The sequence below is a fragment of the Salinadaptatus halalkaliphilus genome (genome assembly GCF_006543045.1).
GTDB classification, from domain to species: Archaea; Halobacteriota; Halobacteria; order Halobacteriales; family Natrialbaceae; genus Salinadaptatus; species Salinadaptatus halalkaliphilus.
Genome location: NZ_RBZW01000003.1, coordinates 172,828 through 190,614, shown reverse-complemented (window position 1 = coordinate 190,614; position 17,787 = coordinate 172,828). Strand labels below are relative to the sequence as shown.

The window sequence follows — 17,787 nt, the reverse complement described above, 5'->3', positions numbered from 1 at the left end:
CGCGACGGTAGCCGACCGATTACAAATACCAACTCCGCCATCGAATCGACGTGCGGAAGGGTCGCTCAGCGGTAGAGCACCGCGGTGCCATTCGGCCCGCGGCGGCCTCACAGCCTCGTGGCGTTCAATTCCCACCCCTTCCGCTTGCGGTTGCAGTTGCAGTCGGCCCGGACTGGGTTCGGGCCGCCGCCAGTGTCTGCCTTCTGTACCCCTACCCACCCCTGTCCTTTCGTGCGGTCTGTTGTAACGTGTTAGCGGAACGACCGGAATGCGGCTCGCGGCCGTTCCGCTACCCGTCCAGCAGTCCGTCTCAAAACGTCTCACACCTCGAGTGTCGACGTTTCCGCGTCGACCTGCTCGAGGCGGGCGATATCGTCGGCGGTCGGCTCCTCGGGAAGTGCCTCGAGACACGGATAACAGAGCAGGTGGCTGGTGCCGTCCGCGAGTTCCAGCGTCATCGCGGTCCCCTCGCTGCCGTCGTCCTCACCGAAGGTCCAGATGTTTTCCATGCCGCCCGCAACGGAGACCGTTCGGCCGCAGCCGTCACAGGAGTTCGTTACCATACGCGAACGTAGGTGGTGGGCGATGAAAGTCGTTCCCCACCGATCCGTTATCTGGTTCGACGCCGTAGCGCGCCCATGGAGGTGAACTGTGCCGGCTGTGCGGGCTGTTGTATGGATTGGCGACCGTTGCTCGAGGCGTCGGAGATGGTCGCGGACGAGGACGGTATCGACCCCGGAGACGACCACGAGGACGATTCTGCGACCGACCACGAGACGGTCGGCGCTCGCCTCGAGGGTGATCGGTTTCGGGAGCCCCTCGACGACGATCCGAACTTCGTCCCGCTGGCCCGCGACGAGATTCGGGCGTTCCTCGAGGGGGGTTACGCGGCGGCCCTGACGCCGCGATTCTGGATGGCCGGTGACGCGGACGCTGCAGTCGAGGTCGACGGCCGATCGATCGCCGCTATCGCCGGTCGACCGGTCTTCCTCGTCGGGCTTTGCAAGCCGCCGAAGCCGGTCGCCCCGTTCGGCCGTAAAGAGCCCGCGTGGTTACCGACCTGTATCTTCCTCGATCCGACGACGCTGCAGTGTCGCCTCTACGAGCACGACCTGTTTCCCGCCGAGTGCGGGGCCTATCCCGAGCACACGCTCGCCCTCGAGGCCGAGACCGAGTGCGAACGCGTCGAGGCGACCTTCGGCGGCGATCGGCTGCTCGAGGCCGATATCGAGACCGACCTCGAGAATCTCTTGCTCGGGCCCCAGGCAATCGGTGAGAAGTGCTTCTGTCACCCCGATCCCGACGCCCTCGAGGGTGCGATCGACCGCCTCGTTGTGGGCGAATCGACGCCCGAGGATCGCGCCGAGTGTCTCGCGGTCGCCGCCGCCTCGAGTACCGGGACCCTCGCGATTTCGGACTTTCACTACGAGTGGGGGAGGGCGCGGGCGCTCGAGGCCGTCACGACCGATCGCACCGATACCGACACCGACGAGGACCCCGGCTCGTGGGTCGGGCCCGCTATCCGAGCGTGGCAGCGACGGCGGATTCGGGCGGGCGGGGCGGTTCCGGACCCCGAACTCGCGAGGACGATCGAAGACGCCCGCGGCGCGCCCGAAACACCTGGCTGGGAAACGATCGACGGCGAACGGAGTGACGACGGTCGATAGTCACCGTGTTCGACGGTCGACGCGGCCGATAGCCGCGACGCTACAGCTGGTGACCGTCAACCTCAGTGTGGAAAAAAGCGGCCGAGTCGGTCGACCACTAGTCCGACTTGATCTCCTCGAACTTGTTCAGCAGTTCGTCCGTAGAGTCGCCGGCATCGTACTCGACCTGTCCGTGATAGATCGTCCGCTCGTCGTCGAAATCCGCATCCACTCTCGAGGCCTGGTGTTCCCGGCGCTCGTGTTCGTCTTCATCATAGGCACCCATTGACATGGTAAGTATACACACGTTGGTACCTGCCACACATGAATGTAACGGTCGTTCACCGATCGTAGTCGCCGGTTGTCGGGGGACTCGAAGCGGCGTCTTCGGAGCAGGGACAACGAACAGTATATCCGATCCCGTTTCGTATAGACGCCCGTGGCACGGCCGCTTCGCTTTCGATACTCGCCCGAGTCCTGGAGTGAGCAACGGGTGAGACAGCAGATTTTGCAGCCGCTCCGATCGAACATTGGCGCTCGAGCAGTGTCGCCGCGCTTCGAGATCGGCGCCGACTGGGAGACCCATCGCTTCGAGATGCAAAACGGCGATCTGGCGCTGTTCGCCCGGAAGAACGGTGACGCCTACTGGATGGGAAACACCGAGACGCCGTCCTCGCTGTGGAAGACCGACAAGTTCGGCTGGCAGGAGGTCCCCTATCACGTCGCACGCTGGACCAAACGGGAACTGCTCGCGACGCTGCACGAGGAAGATCCGTGGCTCGCCGACTATCCCCACATCTCGTGGTTTTTCCTCCCCGTATTCATGTCAAAAGACGGCCGCGAGGCGACTCGTGCGTTCTTTCGTGAACACGCCGCTGGCTTTCCCGACGCCGGTCGCCGCGAGACGACCCGCTTCTTCGAGGACTTTCTTTCGACCGGGGTTCTCGACCCCCACCGTCACGTCATGTCCGGGAAACTCGGCACCAGCGATCACGTGGATCGCGTCCGGATGAGCGCGGCGATGGGTGAATTTATCGCCGCGAAGATCCTCACCGATGCGGGCTACCAGATCGAACCCGAAATCGAGGTCACGACCGGTCACTCGCTGGACTTTCGTGCCTCGGACGGTGACACGAACGTGCTTGTCGAGGTCACTCGCCCGCAGCCGCCGAAAAACCGCGTGGCTGCCGGTCCGGTTGCCGCCGTCCGCGATACAGCCGAGACCAAATCCGACGGCCAACTCGCCAAACACGGCGGCGGCGCCGTACTGTTCGTCGACTGCTCGAGTTTCCGCGACGACGACTGGCAGGCCGTCCGCGGCGAACGACCCGACGTCTATCACCGCCCGGCCGTCGTCTATCGCAGTCGTCCGAACGGCCACGTCGAAGGCTATCGGAAGGGATCGGTCCCCCTCGAGCTCGAGGGTGCGATGGATGTCCTCGACTAACGCGAGGTCCGTTCCGGTACGGTAATTTCGTTTCGAGTTCCTGATACCGGTCTCGAGACGGCTGCCCGTGGCGTAACTATTTGGGTGTTGGTAACAGTAGACACGAACGGTATGCGCGCAGCAGTCCTCGAAGAACACGGCGAACCGCTTTCGATCGAAGATGTCGACGCACCCGACCCCGACCCGAACGGTGCGGTCGTCGACGTGGAAGCCTGTGGCGTCTGTCGCAGCGACTGGCACGGCTGGCAGGGTGACTGGGGCTGGCTCGGTATCGAGACTCAGCCTGGACAGATCCTCGGACACGAACCCGCGGGCACGGTCGTCGCCGTCGGCGAGGAGGTAACCGGCGTCTCGGAAGGCGACCACGTCGCGGTGCCGTTCAACCTGGGCGACGGCACCTGCCCGGAGTGTCGGCGAGGATTTTCGAACACCTGCGAGAACGTGATGCCGCTTGGGTTCGTCGAGTTCGTCCAGGGAGCCTTCGCCGAGCAGGTCCACGTCCCCTTCGCCGATCACAACCTGGTCGAACTTCCCGAGGGCGTCTCTTCGGTCGACATGGCCGGGCTCGGCTGCCGGTTCATGACCTCGTTCCACGCGCTGGCCCACCGTGCGGACATCAGCGCGGGTGACTGGGTGTCGGTCCACGGCGTCGGCGGCGTCGGCCTCTCGGCGGTCCACATCGCCGACGCACTCGGGGCGAACGTAATCGCGGTCGATCTCGACGACGGCAAACTCGAGACGGCACGCGAACTCGGAGCCGCCGAGACGGTCAACGCTGCAGACGCCGACAACGTACCCGGGGAAGTCAAAGCGATCGCCGACGGCGGGGCCGACATCTCGATGGACGCGCTGGGCATCCAGACGACGAGCGCGAACTCGATCCAGAGTCTCGGGACCCGCGGCCAGCACCTCCAGGTCGGGCTCACGACCGAGGACGAACAGGGGATGATCCAGGTTCCCTCCGACGCGATGGTCATGCAGGAGATCGAGTTCATCGGCTCCTTCGGCATGCCGCCGACGCGCTACGACGAAATCTTCCGGATGGTCTCGACCGGTAAACTGCGTCCCGAAGCCGTCGTCTCGGAGACGATCGCGCTCGAGGATGTCTCGGACACGCTCGCGGCGATGACCGACTACGAAACCGACGGCATTCCGGTCATCGACGATTTCTGAGACGGAGTGGTGGCGTTCTGTACGGTGGTCGCTCGAATAGGTCCAGCGATCACCGGTACGAGGCAATACTACACCGTACGAGACGGTTTTTGTCCCGGTCTCCCGTAGTTCGCAGGACGATCGCGGGCCCACCGCCACCGGGCTACGATCGTCCCTCTGGGACGACTGCACGAAAATCGAAGGCGGTGACGACGCACACGCCGTTCCCTGTCTTCCTGTCGGGTGGCCTGTCGACCGACCCTAAACGGCTGCGTTCGTCGCGGTACTATCCACCGCTGCAGCCGCTAAATACTTTTCCTTCTCCCCTGAATATAAACACTCGTGTTGTCGTTCGATCGCCAACACGTCCGGCTCGGAGATCGAAGTCGTCGTCAGTTTCGGAGTTTCTCGATCCGTTTTTCGGTCGGCGGATGCGTCGAGAAGACCTGCTGGAGCATGCTCGTGTCGGCGTTGAAGATACAGAGTGCGTTGACGCCGCTGTCCTCGATTTTCGGGTCGCGATTTTGGGCTCCCTGGGAGATCTTCTCGAGGGCTCGCGCGAGCGGATCGCCGCTGCCGATGTACTGGCGTGCGGTGTCGTCGGCGATGTACTCGCGGTACCGGGAGATGGCCATTACGAGGATCATCACGAGGAAGTTCGCGACAGTCGAGGCGATCATCGCGATGATAAAACTCCCTGGATTGTTCTCGCCCAGCGCCTGGACGAGGAAGAAGACGGCGTAGCCGACGATCGTCGCGATCGACTGGCCGATCGTCATCATGATCGTGTCCCGGTTGTTCAAGTGGGCCAGCTCGTGGGCGACGACGCCCTCGAGTTCGTCGTCGTCGAGTAGACGCATGAGTTCGCTCGAGACGACGACGACGCCGGACCCCTTCCGGCCGGTCGCGAAGGCGTTTGGAACGCCCATCTCGGCGACCATGAGCCGAGGCTTGTCCATCCCCATATCACGGCACAGCGATTCGGTCATCTGGTGGACTTTTTTGTACTGTCCTTCCTCGGGCATATCTTCCGCACCCGAGGTCTTGACCGCCATGTACTTGCCGAGTTTGTACTGGACGGCAGGGAGCAAGACGATCCCTGGGACCAGGATGAAGAGGAAGTCAACCCCCAAGAACAGCGAGATGAACCACGCTGCGACCAGATAGAGGCCAAACAGCATGCTTCCCACGACCGCCATTCGCAGGTGCAAGCCAGTCTTATTCATATGCATCCGATCGTTGGGCTTCGATCTAATAAAGGTCGCCGGTCCCGGGGAGGATTTCCGACGACGGGACCGATACCGGCGCCAGCGGTCGACGGAAGTCAAAACGGATAAGTTACCGCACGTGTCTTGCTCGAGTATGTGCCGCGTCGCTTCGGTGGTCGTCGACCGCGACGGGAGCGGCGCGTCCCCTCGTTTTCCGAAACGCAAACGTGTGTGAGTGTGCTCGAGGCGGGCGTGGCACCCCCGTCTCGGGCGCGGTTTGGCTCGCCACGTTCGACCGACGACTCCAGGTTCGCTGACTGAGACGACACAGCGACGTTCCAACGACAATCCAGCACGCAATCATGACTGAACTCGACCTCTCGGGCGTCTTCCCGGCCATGTGTACGCCCTTCGACGACGACGAACAGATCGACTTCGAAACGCTGCGAACCGACGCCCAACGCCTCGAGGCAGCGGGTGTCGACGGTCTCGTCCCCGTCGGCTCGACCGGCGAGTCGGCGACGCTGACCCACGACGAACACGTCCAGGTCGTCGAGGCCGTCATCGAGGCCGTCGACGACGTTCCCGTCGTCGCAGGGACGGGCTCGAACAACACGCGCGAAGCGCTCGAGCTTTCCGAACGTGCGGCCGAGGCGGGCGCGGACGGCCTCCTCCTGATTTCGCCGTACTACAACAAGCCCGAACAGCGCGGGCTGATCGAGCACTTCGAGACGATCGCCGACGCCGTTTCCCTGCCACAGATCGTCTACAACGTCCCCTCGCGGACGGGTCGGAACATCGAACCCGACACGGCCGTTTCCCTCGCCAGCCACGAGAACATCGCGGGCTACAAGGCTGCAAGCGGCGACCTCGGTCAGATCGGCGAGATCGCCGAGCGGACGATGGACGAGGAGTTTGCGGTCCTCTCGGGCGACGACGCGATGACGCTGCCGATCATCTCGGTCGGCGGGACGGGGACGATCAGCGTCGCCGGCAATATCGAACCCGAGCGCACGTGTGCGATGGTCGGTGCAGCACTCGACGGTGACTACGAACGCGCCCGGCAGCTCCATCACGAACTCGGCCCGCTGTTTCGCGAACTCTTCGTCGAGACCAACCCGATTCCGGTCAAGGAAGCCATGGAAATTCGAGGCTACGGTCCCGCTCGAATGCGCTCGCCGCTGTCGCGACTGGCCGACGAGTATCGCGAGGACCTCGAGGGCGTCCTCGCGGAGCTCGAGGGTGAACGCGCTGCGGTTACCGACGGCGGCGAACCCGACACGCGGTCGGAGGCCGATCGATGACGATCGGTATCGCCGTCACCGGCGCGGCCGGCCGGATGGGTCGAGAGGTACTGGCGGCCGTCGACGATCACGACGACTGTGACGTCGCGTTCGCGGTCAACCGTGAGCCGGACGGCGAGAGCGTCGAGGGTGTCTCCCTCGAGCCCGCCGAGACGTTCGCGACGCTGCTCGCCGAGTCCGAACCCGACGTCGTGATCGACTTCACGGGTCCCGAGTCGGCCCTCGAGTACGCTCAGGCCTGCGTCGACACCGGCGTCGCGTTCGTCACCGGGACGACCGGGTTCGACGACGACGAGCGTGCGACCCTCGAGGCCGCGAGCGACGAGATTCCGGTCTTGCACGCGCCGAACTTCGCCCGTGGGGTGCAGGCGCTGGTCAACGTCGTCGGCGACGCGGTCCAGCAACTCGAGGGCTACGACGTCGAACTCGTCGAAACCCATCACAACGCGAAGCGAGACGCTCCCAGCGGGACGGCGAACCGGCTGCTCGAGGAGATCGAAGCGAACGGCGACTTTGCTGGCCGAAAGCACGGCCGGGAGGGCTTCGATCCACGCGAGGACGGCGAGATCGGCGTCCACGTCCTCCGGGCGGGCAACGTGACCGGCGAACACGAGATCGTCATCGCGGACAACCACGAGGAGGTGCGACTGACTCATCGCGCAGAAGACCGGGGCGTCTTCGCCGCCGGCGCAGTCGATGCGGCGGCCTGGATCGCAGGAGCAAAGGCGGGCTGGTACGACTTCGCGGACGTGATCGACGAATGAGTACGCTCGAGTCCGACGTCACTGATCTGTGGGAGCGCTACCAGAACGACGAGGTCGACGCCAGCGCCGGGGACGAGTACATCGACGCGACCCTCGAGGCCTTTCTCGAATCGCTCGAGGATGGCGACGTTCGCGCCGCCGAAAAAGACGATGGCGAGTGGGTGGCCAACGAGTGGGTCAAGCAGGGTATCCTGTTGAACTTCGGTCTCCGCGAGAACCAGCCGTTCGAGTACGGCGGCGTCGACCACTACGACGTGCTCCCACTGCGCGAGACCAAGGATCTCGGCGCGCGTGGCACCCGCAACACGCCCGACGGGACGACGATCCGCCGCGGTGCCTACCTCGGCTCCGACTGCATCATGATGAGTCCGAGTTTCGTCAACATCGGGGCCCACGTCGGCGACGGCACGCTCGTCGACTCCTGTGATACGGTCGGCTCCTGTGCCCAGATCGGCGCAAACGTCAAACTCGGCGCGAACACGCTCATCGGCGGCGTCCTCGAGCCGGTCGAGGACGCGCCCGTCATCGTCGAGGACAACGTCTCGCTGGGCGCTGGCTGTCGCGTGACGAGTGGGTTCGTCGTCCGCGAGAACAGCATCGTCGGCGAGAACACGCTGTTGACCCCGCGCATCCCGGTCTACGACCTCGTCGAGGAGGAGGTCATCTACGGCGAACTGCCCGCCAACCGGCGCGCCTTTACGCGGTTCGTCCAGTCCTCGATCAGCGACCACGATCTCTTCGAGGGCGGCGCGTACAAACCCGCCGTCGTCGCCACCGACGTCGAAACCGAGACGCTCGAAGCGACCGAGCGCGAAGACACGCTTCGCGAGTAACGGGCCCCGTCAGAGGGACTGCCGTCCGTCATTTCCGTCCCGATCGCGGCTATTCTCGGGCTCTCTCCGAACGACCTTCGGTACGTGGTTGCCCATCAGCCACGGCGACAGTCACGACGAGTCCCAACAGGGCTTAACGGATGTCGTCGGTGTCGGGGTACCCGCATGCACGATAGCGACGACAGCCCGTCGGTCACGCGACGGCGGCTGTTACGGGCATCGGCCGTCACGATCGGCGCGTCGGCCGTCGGCACGGGACAGGCGAGTGCGAACCCGGACGGAGCGCTCGGGGGCGCCCTCGAGCGCGACTGCCCGGACGCGACACTGCGCCCGAGCATGGGTCACTGCCGTGGGGCAAGTTTCGAGGGCTGTGCGAACGACCACCCGGCCACCCTCGAATTGCAGGCGGCGGTCGAGGAAACGCTCACAGAGCGCTATCCCGACGCCGGTGCGCTCGCGGAAGCAGGGTTCAAACCGTACTTCGACACGCTGGACCTCGGCGACGAGGACGGCTGGTCCCACTGGCTCAGTCCCGACTACATCGGCGACGACGCGGTCCTCGACCCGGCGCGACCCGAGTCGGTGCTGGTCGACAACGACTCGTGGCGATCGATCGGCGTGATGTTCATCGCGACTCGAGGCGGGGAACCGATCGAGGCGCCGCCGGTCTACGAGGCCGGCGACGACGGCTTCGAGGTGCCGGACGCAGCGACGGCAGCGCCGATAGACGTCACGGCGGACGGTCCCGGTCACGACCACCACGGCGACGGCCATCACGACGAACAGCCACCGACCGACCACGGGGACCACCACGACGGTCACGACCACGACGGCCACGACCCCGACGATCACCACGACGGTCACCATTCCGGTGACGGCGAGGGACACTCGGAGGGTAATCACGACCATTCGGAGGACGGCCATGGCCACTCGGAGAACGGCCACGGCCACGATCACCCCGACGGCGACCCGGATCGCTGCTCGCCCTGGCACTACCACGCCGGCCTCCCCGGCCGGTTCGCGTGGTGGTTCTACCAGCAGGTCTACGGGCGATCGTACGCCGACGGCGACCTCGAGTTGCCGTGTCGAACGCCGTGTATGATGCACGTCTGGACCGTCGACCACCCCGAGGGCGTTTATGCACACGACGGCCCGCCGGCCGCGTCCCGCGACTACCCACCCGCGGACGATCCCGATCTCGAGACCGACGCCGAACCCGGGGAGGACACGCTCTCGTGGGAGACGTTGCCCGACGACCTCGAGCCGGACCGCCGGCCCGAGGAGCTGTCGTGGCTGGGACCGTTCTGACGGCCGGGCGCAGTGAGACCGTTCGCCCGTCGGGTTCCGGATCCCGCAGCAATTTAGGGCTGGCACGCGTCCCGTCGGCTATGGGCTACGACACCGCAGCGAAGACCGACCCGGAGTCAGTCGTCCCCGAGGAGTTCGGCGGTATGTGGTTTCTCAAGGACGCACTCGAAACCGACCACGTCGGCTTCTCGATCCTCGAACTCGAGCCCGGCGGGAAGGGGAAAGAACACGACGAAACCCACACCGATCAGGAAGAGATATACTACGTCGCCGAGGGAAGCATCGAGGTCGAACTGACCGACCGCGACGAGACCGTCGCACTCGATACTGACGAGATGATCCGCCTCGACTTCGACGAGAGCCGACAGCTCCACAACCGCGGCGACGAGCGCGCGAAACTCGTCCTCGTCGGCGCGCCACTTTAGACGGATTCTGTACCGGTTTACCGACGCACCCGTCGCCCCGGGTCGCGGGTGGGCCGGAACTGACGGCCAGTAAACGGTCTCATACGGTTTACTGTAAGTCGTTTCCGGTGCAACCGCGTCCCGTCCTGCGGTTGCACCGGTAAACCGTTACAGCAATCCGTATCAGTCCTCGAGCAGGCGCCATTCGCCGTGGTCGTTCGAGTCGACGATATCGCGACGTTCCATCTCGGTGAGTACTTCTGTCAGCCGGTCGGGCTGGGCAATCTCCATCTCGATGCGTTGCACGTCGTGGAACGCGGCGAGATAGTGGCGGAGTTCGTCCGGGGTGAACGCCTCCTGGTCGGCGCGGGCCATCGCACTCGAGAGCAGGTCGATCATGTCTTCGATGAAGTTCCAGGGGTAGACGACCCACGTCCACTCGGCGAGGGATTCGCCGACGTAATCGGGTTCGAACTCGCTGGTGCCAAGCAGTTGGAGCGTCGCGGTCCGGACCTCGTCGGCGTCGCGGTTGGTGACGTACTCGTGGGCGCGTTCGATCGAGCCGCCAGTATCGGCGATGTCGTCGATGATGAGGACATCCTTCCCCTCGACGCTTCCCTCGGGCATCGGATAGCGAACGGTCGGCTCTCCCGACGTTTCGGCGGTGCCGACGTAGTGTTCCATCTTCAGGCTCGTCAGGTCGTCGAGTCCGAGAAAGTCACAGAGACACCGGCCCGCGAACCAGCCTCCGCGTGCCAGCGCGACGACGACGTCGGGTTCGAACTCATCGCGGCGAACGTCGTCGCTCACGTCGCGACACAGCCCGTAGATGTACTCCCAGTTCGTGATCGTACAGTCGAAATCGTCCGGTAGGTCGGACATCGTGTCTCCTACTCGTCTAGCCATCAGCGATCCTCATAAGTGGGCTGAAACACGGCTCGGTGGGACACGATACGTGCCCTCGATAGACCGTCTCTGGACACGGCTAGTCGCGACTCGTCACCGGTCGTCGATCGCTGTGGCTGCTTTCCGGTCGCGTTGTCCAAGGAGGTTACCCGTCGATCAATTGCGGTGAGTCCGGTCTACCGGCACCGCCACGGCGGCGCTGCCACAGATGACCGACCATCGCGCCGGTGCCCGTAAAGAGCGCGACGAAGCCGAGTACGAGATTGAGTCCCGGAATATTGACGACGAGTGCGCCCACCACGACGGCGAGCCAGAGGTTCGCCTCGCCGCCCCGGAGCCGACCCAGGAGATACGCGCCGATCGTGATCATGCCGAGTGTGACACCCACGTAGACGAAGAGCATCCCGAGCAGGAAGGGGATCATGATGAGCAGACCGGTTGGCTCCGGCAGCCCAACCTCGACGAGCAGGAGGACCACAAGCGACAGTGCGAGCAGTCCGGCGAGGCCGCCGACGAGAGCACCGATCCCGAGGACACTCGACCGAACGGGCCGGTCGTAGATTCGGTGCTCGATCGACCGAACGTACGAACCCGAGCCCACGACCGTCGAAACGGCCATCACCACGAGTCCGAAGCCCGCGGAGAAGACGACGTTGGCCCCGTAGATCAGGAGCCCGATGACGACGAGCGCGACTACGCCCTCGAGCATCGACTCCCCGCCGTCGGCCTGTGCGACGGCCGTCCCGGGGAGCAGTAGCAGGGCGGCGAGCAACGACGTGAACGCGTGGCGGAGGGACATGCTCGGCGATGGTCTCGATCGCACAATAAACGTTGTGACATTTTCCGGGTCGGCGCGTTCGAACACCGGTCTGCGGTCGCCTCCTCGAGATTCCGATCACCCGCTCGAGTACGATCCGACGGGCCGGGTTCCCTCGAAGACACAGCCCGTCGAGTACGTGGGTCCTCGAGACCGGGCATCGTCCGATCAGCGGCGGCGTCTCTCGACGGGACAGCTATTTATAACTGGATAGTACAACCTAGTTATCGATGGCGAACACCCAGATTGCAGCCGCTCGAGCAGGGACGGTAACCGACGCGATGGAACGGGTCGCCGAACGCGAGCACCGCGACTCCGAGTTCGTTCGCAAACAGATCGCCGACGGACAGGCCGTCATCCCGGCCAATCGCCACCACGACGCGCTCGATCCGATGATCATCGGCCGCGAGTTCGCGACGAAGGTCAACGCCAACATCGGCAACAGCGAGACCACGAGCGACCTCGAGACCGAACTCGAGAAGCTCCACACCGCGGTTCACTACGGCGCGGATACGGTGATGGATCTCGGGACGGGCAGCGACTTAGACGAGATTCGTGAGACACACCTCGAGTACTCACCCGTGCCACTCGGGACGGTGCCGCTGTACGAGGCCGTCAAGCGTGCGGGGAGTCCCGAGGATCTGACACCTGAGTTGTTACTCGAGGTTATCGAAAAGCAGGCGAGACAGGGCGTCGACTACATGACGATCCACGCGGGAATTCTGGCCGAGCACCTGCCCCTGACTGACGGCCGGAAAACGGGTATCGTCTCCCGCGGTGGCTCGATCATGGCCTCGTGGATGGAGACCCACGGCGAACAGAACCCGCTCTTCCAGGTCTACGACGAGATCTGTGAGATTTTCGCCGAACACGATGTCACGTTCAGCCTCGGCGACAGTCTCCGGCCTGGCTGTCTGGCCGACACCTGCGACGAGGCCCAGTACGCCGAACTCGATACGCTCGGCGAACTGACTCGCCGGGCCTGGGACCACGATGTCCAGGTGATGGTCGAGGGCCCCGGCCACGTGCCGATGAATAAGGTGGCCGAGAACGTCGAGCGCCAGCAGTCGATCTGTGACGGCGCGCCGTTCTACGTCCTCGGGCCGCTCGTAACCGACATCGCGCCCGGCTACGATCACATCACGAGCGCTATCGGCGCCGCGATGGCGGCCCAGGCCGGTGCGGCGATGCTCTGTTATGTCACGCCGAAAGAACACCTCGGCCTCCCCACGGAAGAAGATGTCCGCGACGGCCTCGCGGCCTACCGGATCGCCGCCCACGCGGGCGATGTCGGTAACGGTCGACCCGGCGCACGCGACTGGGACGACGCCCTCTCGGAGGCCCGCTACGAGTTCGACTGGCGCGAGCAGTTCGCCCTCGCGCTCGACCCCGACCGCGCCCGCGAGTATCACGATCAGACCCTCCCCGAAGACAACTACAAGGACGCCCGTTTCTGCTCGATGTGCGGCGTCGAGTTCTGCTCGATGCGCATCGACCAGGATGCACGGGACCTCGAGAGCGGCGAGATGGCGGCTCTCGAGACCACGACCGACCTCGAGGCTTCGGCCGCCGCCGCGGTCAACCTGCCGCCGGTCGGGACCCACGACTCGAGTGGCGATTTCCTCGAACTAGCCGACTCGATCGGTGACGACGCTGCTCGTGGCCGCTCGAGCGAGGACTCGAGTACACAGGGAGCCAGCGACGACTGATCGCTGTACACCCACGCGTTTGATACGGATTGCTGTAACGATTTACCGGCGCAACCGCCGCCCGGGTCGCGGTTGCGCCGGCAATGACTTACAGTAAACCGTATGAGACACGGTCTCGCGTCCGCCGCGATACCTGCCCGCACGGAACATGCTATTCTGCGAACAGAACATACTTACCTGACTGACCGGTTAGTTAGGGTAGTGGCTGAGCGCAAAGCGATACCGAAGTTACGGCAGGGTCGGTCGAGACGGAGGCTGCAGTGACCGTTCGGGACCACCTCGAGCGGATGTTTCTGGACCGCGAGGAGGTTGACCTCACCTCCGGCGGCATCGTCACGCCACTGTTGTATCTATCGATTCCGCTGATCATCACGAACGTCCTCCAGACGGCGTACAACGTCGCCGACACGTTCTGGCTCGGCCGGTATGGGACGACCGAGGTCGCGGCGATCAGCTTCGCGTTTCCGATCGTCTTCCTGTTGATTTCGGTCGCCATGGGGCTGTCGGTCGCCGGGAGCATCCTCGTCGCCCAGTACATCGGTGCCGACCGCGAGTCCGACGCGGAGTACGCGGCCTCCCAGACCGTCGTCTTCTCGATCATCGGGGCCCTCGCGATCGGCGTTGGCGGCTACTTCGTCGTCGAGGACCTGCTCGCACTGTTCGGCGCCGAACCCGCGGTTGTCGCGGCCGCGACGAGTTACATGCGAATCTACTCGCTGGGGCTCGTCTTCGTCTTCGGCTTTTTCATGTTCATCTCGCTCATGCGGGGCTACGGCGATACGGTGACGCCGATGCTGATCATGCTGGTCTCGGTCGTGATCAACATCGTGTTGGACCCGCTAGTTATCTTCGGCGTCGGCCCGTTCCCCGAACTCGGCATCGCCGGCGCCGCCTACGCGACCATCTTCGCTCGAGCCGTCACGCTCGTGCTCGGGCTCTGGCTGATGTTCCGGGGCTATCGCGGGGTTCGGATTCGTCTCTCACAGATGGTGCCCGATCTGAGCTACGGCTGGAAACTCGTCCGGCTCGGGTTGCCGGCGTCCGTCGAGGGAGCCAGCCGCGCGCTCTCGATCACCCTGTTGCTGTTCATCGTCGCGCTGTTTTCGACGCCGGTCGTCGCAGCCTACGGCATCGGGACCCGCATCCTCTCGGTGATCATCCTGCCGGCGGTCGCGCTCTCGCAAGGCGTCGAGACGATGACCGGCCAGAACATCGGTGCCGGCAACCCCGACCGGGCGGCAGCGGCGAATCGCTTCGCTGCGCTCGTGCTGTTCGTCAGCCTCACCACTGTCGGCCTGCTCTCGACGCTCGTGGCCGAACCGCTCGTGGCCCTCTTTACGAACGATCCCGCGGTCGTCGACGCCGGCGCGAACTTCCTCTACTTCGTCGCGCCAACCTTCGGCCTCTTCGGGGTCATGTACACCTACATGGGCGGCTTCCGGGGAGCCGGGATGACGATGACCGCAGCCGGACTCGTCATCGTCGCCTTCGGCGTGGTCCAGCTTCCCGTCGCCTGGCTCGGCGCGAGCGTCCTCGGCCCGACCGGGATCTGGCTTTCCTTCGTCGTCTCGCACCTCGTCGGCGCGCTCGTCGCCATCGGCTGGTTCAGACGCGGCACGTGGCGCACGGACGACCTCGCCGGCGACAGCATCCGCGGACCGTCCCTCGAGCGCGAGCCCTCGAGTAGCGATTGATTCGGACGGCTGTCCGTTGTAGCCGGTGCAACCGCAGGCTGGTCGGGGTCTCCGGGAAATCGTTACAACGGGCTGTACGAGTGCCAGTTCCATCCGCTACCCGTTCGCAGAACCAGTATCGAACGACAGCATATTTCAGGAAACCGATCGTAGTCGCTGTCGATGGTCGAGACCGTGTTGCTCGTCGGTATCGTCGCCTCGATTTTCGTCGGATTCAATATCGGCGGTTCGTCGACGGGAATCACGTGGGGCCCGTCTGTCGGTGCTGGAATCGTCACAAAGACGACGGCGGCGGCGATCATGACGTTTTTCGTCTTCTTCGGCGGCTGGACCGTCGGTCGGAACGTGATGGACACGCTCAGCGAAGGCATCATCACGATCGATCTGACGCTATCGGCGGGCGTCGCCATCCTCTTTTTTATCGGGCTGGGAATCCTCGTGGCCAACATCTTCGGTGTTCCCGTCCCGACGTCGATGACGACAGTCGGAGCGATCGCCGGCCTCGGATTGGCGACCGGCACCCTCAACTACGCGACGATCGCGGAGATCATCTCCTGGTGGATCGTGACGCCCATACTCGGACTCTGGATCGGCGTGCTGATCGGCCGCTACATCTACCCCGCAATCAACCGACGCGTGACGATCGAGACGTCTGACGGGCCGCTCCTGGCGCTGGATCGGGAAGCGACGATTCCGTCGCCGACGCTCGGCCCGAACACGACTTGGTCGGAGCTCGGGACCACGATCGTCGTCGTGATTATCGGCTGTTACATGGCGTTCAGCGCCGGTGCGAGTAACGTCCCGAACGCTGCCGCACCGTTGGTCGGCGGTGAAGGCGGCCTAGACGTCGATGTCGCGATCATCGTCGCGACGCTCGCGATCGGCCTCGGCGGCTTCACCATCGCTCGCCGGACGATGGAGTCGGTCGGCGGCGAACTGAGCGACATTCCGTTGCTCGCGGCGCTGTTCGTCATGGCGACGGCCTCGACGATCACGACCGCCCTCTCCTGGATCGGGATCCCCATCAGCCTCGTGATGGCGACGGTGATGACGATCGTCGGCATCGGCTGGGGGCGCGCGACCCGCCCGGTCACCGTCCGCGAGGCAGTCACCGGCGACACAACTCACGAGATCGCCGTCGGTGCGATCGTCACGGACGAGCAAGAAGGCGAAAACGCACCCCCGATCGGCGAGGCCGAATCCGACGAGGTCCTTGAGGGGGCCAACCTGTTCAACCCGCGAGCGATCATCAAGTACGTCTCGATGTGGATCATCGGCCCATCGATGTCCACGCTGCTGGCCTACGGCTTCTTCACGCTCGTGCCGGGGGTCGCCTGACGAGTGGCCGATCCTGAGGACTTACGTCGCTGGTCGGTGTAGGCGGCGTATGCTCTCGAGCCTTCTCGTCCCGATGGACGACTCTGAGCACGCCGGCAACGCCCTCGAGTACGCCCTCGAGAACCATCCGAACGCCGAGATAACCGTCGTTCACGTCGTCGGCGTGCCGTCGATGATGATGGGCGATGCGGTGGGGCTCTCCCTCGAGGACGACCTCGAGGAGGCCGCCGAGGCCCGCGCCGAGTCGGTCTTCGAGCGGGCTCGGGATATCGCCGCCGACCGCGACCGAGAGATCGAGACGACCGTCGGCGTCGGCCACCCGGCGCGACACGTTCTCGACCGGGCCGACGACTACGATGCGATCGTGATCGGTAGTCACGGGTCCGATTGGAACCGGGCGACCCGCCGATACCTCGTCGGGAACGTCGCCGAGACGGTGTCGAAGCGAGCGCCGGTACCGGTGACGATCGTCCGGTAAGAGCTCGGTCTTCGAGCTGCTAGGATTCCGACTCGCCCTCGACCGACTCCTCGACGAGTTCTTCGACCTCGTCCTCTCGAGGGCGACGATCGACCCGCTCGTCGACGGCTTCGACCTGCGCCTGGACTTCCTCGACCTGTTCTTTGACCGTCTCGCCGACCGTTTCCTCGACGGTCTCCTCGACCGTGTCACCCACAGTCTCCTCGACTGTTTCACCCACGGTCTCCTGAACGGTTTCTTCGACCGTTTCACCGACTGTCTCCTCGACTGTTTCACCCACGGTCTCCTGAACGGTTTCTTCGACCGTTTCACCGACTGTCTCCTCAACTGTTTCGCCGACCCGTTTCTCGACGGTTTCACCGACCGTTTGCTCGACCTGGGCCTGCACTTCCTCGACTTGCTTCTCGACGGTTTCACCGACCGTCCGCTCGACAGACTCGCCGACGGTCTCCTGGACGGTCTCCTCGACGGTATCGCCGACCGTCTTCTCGACCGACTCGTCGACCTGCTTTTCGACGGTTTCGCCGACGGTCTCCTGGACGGTCTCCTGGACGGTCCGGGTCATCCAGTCGGGGTCAAATCGGGCCATCTTCCAGACGACGTGGACGACGTAGGAAGCAAAGACGCCCACACCGAAGGCGATCCCGATGTTCGTCTCGAGGACCATGATCAGTACGATCGAGAGCGCGATCAGTGCGCCGTAGGCCAGATCGACGACCGCGTCGACGCGAACCGGATTCAGCATCGACGCCGATCACCTGCGTCTACGAAAGACATAC

The 17,787-nt window shown here is 64.5% G+C and carries 18 protein-coding genes and 1 tRNA gene; 13 read left to right on the top strand and 6 right to left on the bottom strand.

The window, feature by feature from the left end:
• Positions 1–54 precede the first annotated feature (54 nt).
• Positions 55–143: transfer RNA gene (locus tag D8Y22_RS01005), tRNA-Gly, on the top strand.
• Positions 144–320: 177 nt separating this feature from the next.
• On the opposite strand, the gene D8Y22_RS01000 is transcribed toward D8Y22_RS01005, so the two are convergent.
• On the bottom strand, positions 321–563 hold the full coding sequence (locus D8Y22_RS01000) for a DUF7561 family protein (RefSeq protein ID WP_141462690.1): 243 nt from the start codon (positions 561–563) through the stop codon (positions 321–323).
• A gap of 75 nt (positions 564–638) precedes the next feature.
• Here D8Y22_RS01000 and D8Y22_RS00995 point away from each other — a divergent pair, with 75 nt between their 5' ends.
• The gene (locus tag D8Y22_RS00995; protein WP_141462689.1) at positions 639–1,667 is read left to right on the top strand and encodes a YkgJ family cysteine cluster protein; all 1,029 of its coding nucleotides are present in this window, start codon (positions 639–641) and stop codon (positions 1,665–1,667) included.
• A gap of 97 nt (positions 1,668–1,764) precedes the next feature.
• On the opposite strand, the gene D8Y22_RS22115 is transcribed toward D8Y22_RS00995, so the two are convergent.
• Complete coding sequence (locus D8Y22_RS22115) at positions 1,765–1,938, bottom strand: DUF5786 family protein (protein ID WP_246084326.1); 174 nt, start codon at positions 1,936–1,938, stop codon at positions 1,765–1,767.
• Positions 1,939–2,085: 147 nt separating this feature from the next.
• Here D8Y22_RS22115 and D8Y22_RS00990 point away from each other — a divergent pair, with 147 nt between their 5' ends.
• The gene (locus tag D8Y22_RS00990) at positions 2,086–3,093 is read left to right on the top strand and encodes a DUF5784 family protein (RefSeq protein ID WP_141462688.1); all 1,008 of its coding nucleotides are present in this window, start codon (positions 2,086–2,088) and stop codon (positions 3,091–3,093) included.
• A 111-nt stretch (positions 3,094–3,204) separates the two neighbouring features.
• Complete coding sequence (locus tag D8Y22_RS00985; protein ID WP_141462687.1) at positions 3,205–4,266, top strand: zinc-dependent alcohol dehydrogenase family protein; 1,062 nt, start codon at positions 3,205–3,207, stop codon at positions 4,264–4,266.
• A gap of 371 nt (positions 4,267–4,637) precedes the next feature.
• Here D8Y22_RS00985 and D8Y22_RS00980 read toward each other — a convergent pair whose 3' ends face one another.
• Complete coding sequence (locus tag D8Y22_RS00980; RefSeq protein ID WP_141462686.1) at positions 4,638–5,471, bottom strand: M48 family metallopeptidase; 834 nt, start codon at positions 5,469–5,471, stop codon at positions 4,638–4,640.
• A gap of 344 nt (positions 5,472–5,815) precedes the next feature.
• Here D8Y22_RS00980 and dapA point away from each other — a divergent pair, with 344 nt between their 5' ends.
• From dapA to D8Y22_RS00955, 5 genes are all read left to right on the top strand, one after another.
• The gene (gene dapA, locus D8Y22_RS00975) at positions 5,816–6,757 is read left to right on the top strand and encodes a 4-hydroxy-tetrahydrodipicolinate synthase (RefSeq protein ID WP_141462685.1); all 942 of its coding nucleotides are present in this window, start codon (positions 5,816–5,818) and stop codon (positions 6,755–6,757) included.
• Complete coding sequence (gene dapB / locus D8Y22_RS00970; protein ID WP_141462684.1) at positions 6,754–7,521, top strand: 4-hydroxy-tetrahydrodipicolinate reductase; 768 nt, start codon at positions 6,754–6,756, stop codon at positions 7,519–7,521. Before dapA ends, dapB begins: the two co-directional genes overlap by 4 nt.
• Positions 7,518–8,354 (top strand): 2,3,4,5-tetrahydropyridine-2,6-dicarboxylate N-succinyltransferase, encoded by an 837-nt coding sequence (locus tag D8Y22_RS00965; protein ID WP_141462683.1) that lies wholly within the window; start codon positions 7,518–7,520, stop codon positions 8,352–8,354. Before dapB ends, D8Y22_RS00965 begins: the two co-directional genes overlap by 4 nt.
• Before the next feature lie 165 nt (positions 8,355–8,519).
• Positions 8,520–9,662, top strand: coding sequence for a hypothetical protein (locus tag D8Y22_RS00960; RefSeq protein ID WP_141462682.1), 1,143 nt, complete (start codon positions 8,520–8,522; stop codon positions 9,660–9,662).
• An 80-nt stretch (positions 9,663–9,742) separates the two neighbouring features.
• Positions 9,743–10,087 carry a cupin domain-containing protein gene (locus D8Y22_RS00955; protein ID WP_141462681.1) on the top strand — a complete coding sequence of 115 codons (345 nt, stop codon included), beginning with the start codon at positions 9,743–9,745 and terminating at the stop codon, positions 10,085–10,087.
• 162 nt (positions 10,088–10,249) lie between these two features.
• On the opposite strand, the gene D8Y22_RS00950 is transcribed toward D8Y22_RS00955, so the two are convergent.
• On the bottom strand, positions 10,250–10,948 hold the full coding sequence (locus tag D8Y22_RS00950) for a phosphoribosyltransferase (protein WP_141462680.1): 699 nt from the start codon (positions 10,946–10,948) through the stop codon (positions 10,250–10,252).
• Between the two features lie 169 nt (positions 10,949–11,117).
• Positions 11,118–11,771 (bottom strand): hypothetical protein, encoded by a 654-nt coding sequence (locus D8Y22_RS00945; RefSeq protein ID WP_141462679.1) that lies wholly within the window; start codon positions 11,769–11,771, stop codon positions 11,118–11,120.
• A gap of 248 nt (positions 11,772–12,019) precedes the next feature.
• Here D8Y22_RS00945 and thiC point away from each other — a divergent pair, with 248 nt between their 5' ends.
• The 4 genes from thiC to D8Y22_RS00925 all read left to right on the top strand — a co-directional run bounded on the left by thiC (position 12,020) and on the right by D8Y22_RS00925 (position 17,008).
• Positions 12,020–13,498 carry a phosphomethylpyrimidine synthase ThiC gene (gene thiC, locus D8Y22_RS00940; RefSeq protein WP_141462678.1) on the top strand — a complete coding sequence of 493 codons (1,479 nt, stop codon included), beginning with the start codon at positions 12,020–12,022 and terminating at the stop codon, positions 13,496–13,498.
• A 260-nt stretch (positions 13,499–13,758) separates the two neighbouring features.
• Positions 13,759–15,192 (top strand): MATE family efflux transporter, encoded by a 1,434-nt coding sequence (locus tag D8Y22_RS00935; RefSeq protein ID WP_174811712.1) that lies wholly within the window; start codon positions 13,759–13,761, stop codon positions 15,190–15,192.
• A gap of 162 nt (positions 15,193–15,354) precedes the next feature.
• Entirely contained in the window at positions 15,355–16,530 is a 1,176-nt protein-coding gene (locus D8Y22_RS00930; protein WP_141462677.1) for an inorganic phosphate transporter, read from the top strand.
• A gap of 49 nt (positions 16,531–16,579) precedes the next feature.
• Positions 16,580–17,008 (top strand): universal stress protein, encoded by a 429-nt coding sequence (locus D8Y22_RS00925; protein WP_141462676.1) that lies wholly within the window; start codon positions 16,580–16,582, stop codon positions 17,006–17,008.
• A gap of 19 nt (positions 17,009–17,027) precedes the next feature.
• Here the strand turns inward: D8Y22_RS00925 and D8Y22_RS00920 are convergent, their stop codons facing one another.
• Positions 17,028–17,753, bottom strand: coding sequence for a hypothetical protein (locus tag D8Y22_RS00920; protein WP_141462675.1), 726 nt, complete (start codon positions 17,751–17,753; stop codon positions 17,028–17,030).
• Positions 17,754–17,787 lie beyond the last annotated feature (34 nt).